Genomic DNA, 4,837 nt, shown 5'->3' with positions numbered 1-4,837 from the left:
CGTCGTTTCTTCAAGCCCGGCGGCTGATCGCCGGGTCAATCCTCAACACATTCGTGGCTTTCTATGAAAAAGTTGAAGTTTCGCAAAGTGCTCATCGTTGTCGTGCTGGTGGTTCTGGCCGCGGGTATTGCCTACAGCGTCCAGTCCCCGGAAAAGGCTCCGGAGTACCTGACTGCCAAGGTCGAACGCACCGATATCGAAAACTCGGTGCTGGCCAGCGGGGTGCTGCAGGGCATCAAGCAGGTTGACGTCGGCGCGCAGGTCTCGGGCCAGCTCAAGTCTTTGAAGGTCAATCTGGGCGACAAGGTCAAACAGGGTCAGTGGCTGGCGGAAATCGATCCCGTGGTGCTGCAGAACACTCTGCGCCAGTCGCAGGTCAACGAACAGAACCTGATCGCCCAGAAGGATGCGGCTGTCGCACAGCTCAAGGACGCCAAAGCCATTTACCAACGCTACAAGCAACTGCGTGCGGATGATGCGATCTCGCAAAAGGACTTCGATACGGCGCAATCGGACTTCGAGGTCCGGAGTGCCAACCTGCGGTCGCTGGAAGCCCAGGTGCGCGACGCAAGAATCCAGATCGAGACCGCCAGGATCAACCTGGGCTACACCCGTATCGTCGCGCCGATCAGTGGTGATGTGGTGGGTATCGTGACGCAGGAAGGTCAGACTGTAATCGCCAGCCAACTGACACCGGTGATTCTCAAATTGGCGGATCTGGACACCATGACCGTCAAGGCGCAGGTCTCAGAGGCCGACGTGATTCATATCACCCCAGGTCAAGAGGTGTATTTCACCATCCTCGGCGATGCCGAAAAACGCTATTACGCCAAGCTGAAAGGCACGGAGCCAGCGCCGCAAAACTTCCTTGATGCGCAATCCAGCACCGCCAGCAAACCGAACAGTGCGGTGTTCTACAACGCATTGTTCGACGTCCCCAACCCTGATCACCGCCTGCGTATTTCGATGACCGCCCAAGTGCATATCGTGCGTGAAAAGGCCAAGGACGTACTGACTGTGCCTGTTGCAGCTTTGGGCGACAAGAACGGCGACGGCACCTTCCCGGTGCGCGTGATGGACAATCAGGGCCAGGCCCAGCCCCGTAACGTGCAGACCGGCATCAACAACAACGTGCGGGTCGAGATCAAGAGCGGCCTTGCCGAGGGCGACCAGGTGGTGATCGGTGAACCGTCGGCCACACCAGCGACAGCGGGGGCCTGACCATGAGTCGAGCTCTTCTGGAACTCAAGGGGATAACCCGTCGTTTCGTCGCCGGCGAAAAGGACTTCATCGCGCTTAATGACATCAACCTCACGATCAATGCCGGCGAACTGGTTGCCATTACCGGGGCCTCGGGTTCCGGCAAGTCAACGCTGATGAACGTGCTGGGTTGTCTGGATCACGCCAACAGCGGCAGTTACAAGGTCGACGGACGTGAAACCGGTACGCTGACCGATGATGAGCTGGCGGAGCTGCGCCGCGATCACTTCGGTTTCATTTTTCAGCGTTATCACCTGTTGCCGCACCTGCCGGCGATACAGAATGTCGAAATGCCTGCCATTTACGCAGGCACCGGCAAGGGCGTGCGCGTGGAGCGCGCGCAGAAGCTGCTTGAGCGGCTGGGCCTGCCCGGGCATCTGGAGCATCGGCCAAGCCAGCTTTCAGGCGGCCAGCAGCAGCGGGTCAGTATTGCCAGGGCGCTGATGAACGGCGGCGAGATCATTCTGGCCGACGAACCCACTGGCGCCCTCGACAGCGTGAGCGGCAAGGAGGTGATGAATATCCTCCTGGAGCTCAACAGCGCCGGACACACCGTGATCCTGGTGACCCACGACGAGAAGGTGGCAGCGCACGCCGAGCGTATCATCGAGATGCGTGACGGCGAGATCATCGCCGACCGGGTCAACACTGACCGCCCGATCATCAACGAAAAAACCACCGAGCGCCTGCCGACCAAACCCAGCCAGGGCAACCGGCTGATGGCTAACATCGGCCTGTTCCAGGAAGCTTTCGTCATGGCCTGGGTGGCGCTGATCTCGCATCGCATGCGCACGCTGCTGACCATGCTCGGGATCATCATCGGCATCACCTCGGTGGTGTCGATCGTTGCGATCGGCGAAGGGGCCAAGCGCTATGTGCTCAAGGACATTGAGGCCATCGGCAGCAACACCATCGAGGTGTTCCCAGGCAGTGACTTTGGCGACACCAAGTCAATGGATATCCAGACCCTGGCGCTGTCCGATGTGGCGGCGTTGAGCAGTGAGTACTACATCGACAGCGCCACACCGAATATCGGCCGCAACCTGCTGGTGCGCTACCGAAATATCGATGTATCGGCAACGGTGAGCGGGGTCAGCCCGAGCTACTTCCAGGTGCGTGGCACGAAGATGGGCCTGGGGGTGGGTTTCAACAAGGATGACGCCCGGCGGCAGGCACAGGTGGTGGTGATCGATTACAACACGCGGATTCGCCTGTTCGGTCCCAAGGTCGACCCGCTGGGCCAGGTGATCCTGGTGGGTAACCTGCCGTGTACGGTGATCGGCGTGACCGAGAACAAGAAAAACATCTTCGACACCAGCAAGAATCTGAATATCTGGATGCCCTACGGAACCGCCTCCGGACGCCTGCTGGGTCAGACCTACCTGGACGGCATCACCGTGCGGGTAAAGGACGGACAGCCAAGCAAGGTGGTCGAGGACAACGTTAACAAGCTGTTGCAAAAGCGGCACGGGACCAAGGACTTCTTCACCTACAACCTCGACAGCGTGATGCAAACGGTGCAGAAGACCAGTCAGTCGCTGGCCCTGTTGCTGTCGTTGATCGCGGTGATCTCGCTGGCGGTCGGCGGCATCGGGGTGATGAACATCATGCTGGTGTCGGTCACGGAACGGACGCGCGAGATCGGCATTCGCATGGCCGTCGGGGCACGCCAGTCGGATATCCGTCAGCAGTTTCTGGTGGAGGCGGTGATGGTCTGCCTGATTGGCGGGGTCATCGGCATAGGCCTGTCTTTCGTGATCGGCTATGTGTTTTCACTGCTGGTCAAGGAATGGCAGATGGTGTTTTCCGTGGGCTCGATTGTCACTGCGTTCATCTGCTCGACATTGATCGGCATCGTGTTCGGCTTCGTACCGGCACGTAACGCGGCACAGCTCGATCCGATCGAGGCGCTGGCGCGGGATTGACGAGGGGATTGCAGGACAGGGATGTTCTGCATGACGATATCGACAGCCCGCTGATGTGGGCAGTGTGGAAGAGATCCTGCTCACGAGAGGCTGATGCAGCCGACGGCTATCTGTCGGCTGTATCAGCCTCTCGAGCAGGCTGTTGCGAGTACTCAGCCTACCGCGCTGACGCTGGAAACCCGTGCTGCGCTGCTGCTCATCAGGGCTTGTTCGAAGCGGTCGAGGACCATGCCCACTTCCGATTCGGTAATATTCAACGGTGGCAGGAAGCGCACGACTGCGCTGTTGCGTCCACCTGTCTCGATGATCATGCCGTTGTTGAAGCACTCCAGCTTGATCGCCCGCGCACGTGCACCATCGCCAACGCCCGGACGTGATCCTGTAGCCGGTTTGACGATTTCTACCCCGAGCATCAAGCCACGACCACGGACATCGCCGATAAACGGGAACTGTCGAGCGATGTTCTCCAGCCCGCTGTGCAACTGCTCACCACGCAGCACGGCATTGCCGACCAGATCGTGCTCCTTGATATGACGCATGGTCGCAGCCCCGGCCACCATCGCCACCTGATTGCCACGGAACGTTCCTGCGTGCATGCCTGGGCCCCATGTATCGAGGTGCTCGGCATAGACGATCACTGACATCGGGTAGCCGCCACCGATGGCCTTGGACAGCACCAGAATATCCGGCGTTATCCCGGAATGTTCGATAGCAAACAGGTTGCCGGTACGTCCGAGTCCGGTTTGTACTTCGTCGACAATCAGCAGGATTCCCAACTCGCGAGTGATATCACGCACAGCGCGCAGCCATTCTGCCGACGCCGCGATGCAGCCGCCTTCGCCCTGAACCACTTCGACCACCACCGCAGCCGGCTTGGACACACCGCTTTCCGGGTCGCTGAGTACAGTACGGATGTACTCGATGGAGAGGCGGTCGGTGTTTTCGCCATCGGTGCCGAACGGGCAGCGGAAACGATAGGGGAAGGGCAGGAAGTGGGTGCCCTGGGCCAGCAGCCCGGCCTTGGGGTTGAGGTTGCCCATGGCCGACAATGCGCCAGCGGTCATGCCGTGATAACCACCGTGAAAGGACATCAGCGGCGAGCGCTGGGTGTAATGGCGGGCCAGCTTGATTGCGGCTTCGACCGCGTCAGAACCGCTGGGGCCGCAGAACAGAATTTTGCTGTTGTCGCGCATTCTGGCGGGCAACGTCGCGAACAGCTCTTCGACGAAGGCGTGCTTGGCCGGTGTGGCCAGGTCAAGGGCCTGCTGCAGATGATCACTGTTGAGGAATTCGATCACCGCCTCGCGGACCACCGGCGGGTTATGACCCAGTGCCAGTGTGCCAGCGTTCGACAGGCAGTCGAGGTACTCCTGGCCGTTGGCGTCCTTGACCCGCATGCCCTTGCCACTGACAAACAGCTGCTGGAAGGTCGCTGCGTAGGTGCGCGCATTCGACTCCAGTTTCTTGAGATTACTTAACTCTTCCATAGTCGATCCCTTGTTGGCACAGGTACGGATTCATTGCTACTCGGTTCGAGCAGGGCCCGATTCTGTAAGAACCTCAGGGGGATCGCCAACTTATCGCCGTGGGACTGTCCCCGTATTCCACGACATACATACCGCGGCCTCCAGCGTTAAATGCATGCTACGAAA

The 4,837-nt window shown here is 59.7% G+C and carries 3 protein-coding genes; 2 read left to right on the top strand and 1 reads right to left on the bottom strand.

Going from position 1 to position 4,837, the window contains the following annotated elements; genetic code table 11:
- The first annotated feature begins 63 nt into the window (after window positions 1–63).
- On the top strand, window positions 64–1,221 hold the full coding sequence (macA, locus tag RGM3321_RS24215; RefSeq protein WP_244395139.1) for a macrolide transporter subunit MacA: 1,158 nt from the start codon (window positions 64–66) through the stop codon (window positions 1,219–1,221).
- Between the two features lie 2 nt (window positions 1,222–1,223).
- Window positions 1,224–3,185 (top strand): MacB family efflux pump subunit, encoded by a 1,962-nt coding sequence (locus RGM3321_RS24210; RefSeq protein WP_244395138.1) that lies wholly within the window; start codon window positions 1,224–1,226, stop codon window positions 3,183–3,185.
- A 152-nt stretch (window positions 3,186–3,337) separates the two neighbouring features.
- Here the strand turns inward: RGM3321_RS24210 and RGM3321_RS24205 are convergent, their stop codons facing one another.
- Window positions 3,338–4,672 (bottom strand): diaminobutyrate--2-oxoglutarate transaminase family protein, encoded by a 1,335-nt coding sequence (locus RGM3321_RS24205; protein ID WP_122259896.1) that lies wholly within the window; start codon window positions 4,670–4,672, stop codon window positions 3,338–3,340.
- Window positions 4,673–4,837: the final 165 nt, after the last annotated feature.

The sequence above is a fragment of the Pseudomonas sp. RGM 3321 genome, from assembly GCF_022836805.1.
Lineage (GTDB): Bacteria > Pseudomonadota > Gammaproteobacteria > Pseudomonadales > Pseudomonadaceae > Aquipseudomonas.
The sequence above is the reverse complement of the archived record's forward strand: the minus strand, read 5'-3'. Positions and strand labels throughout refer to the sequence as shown.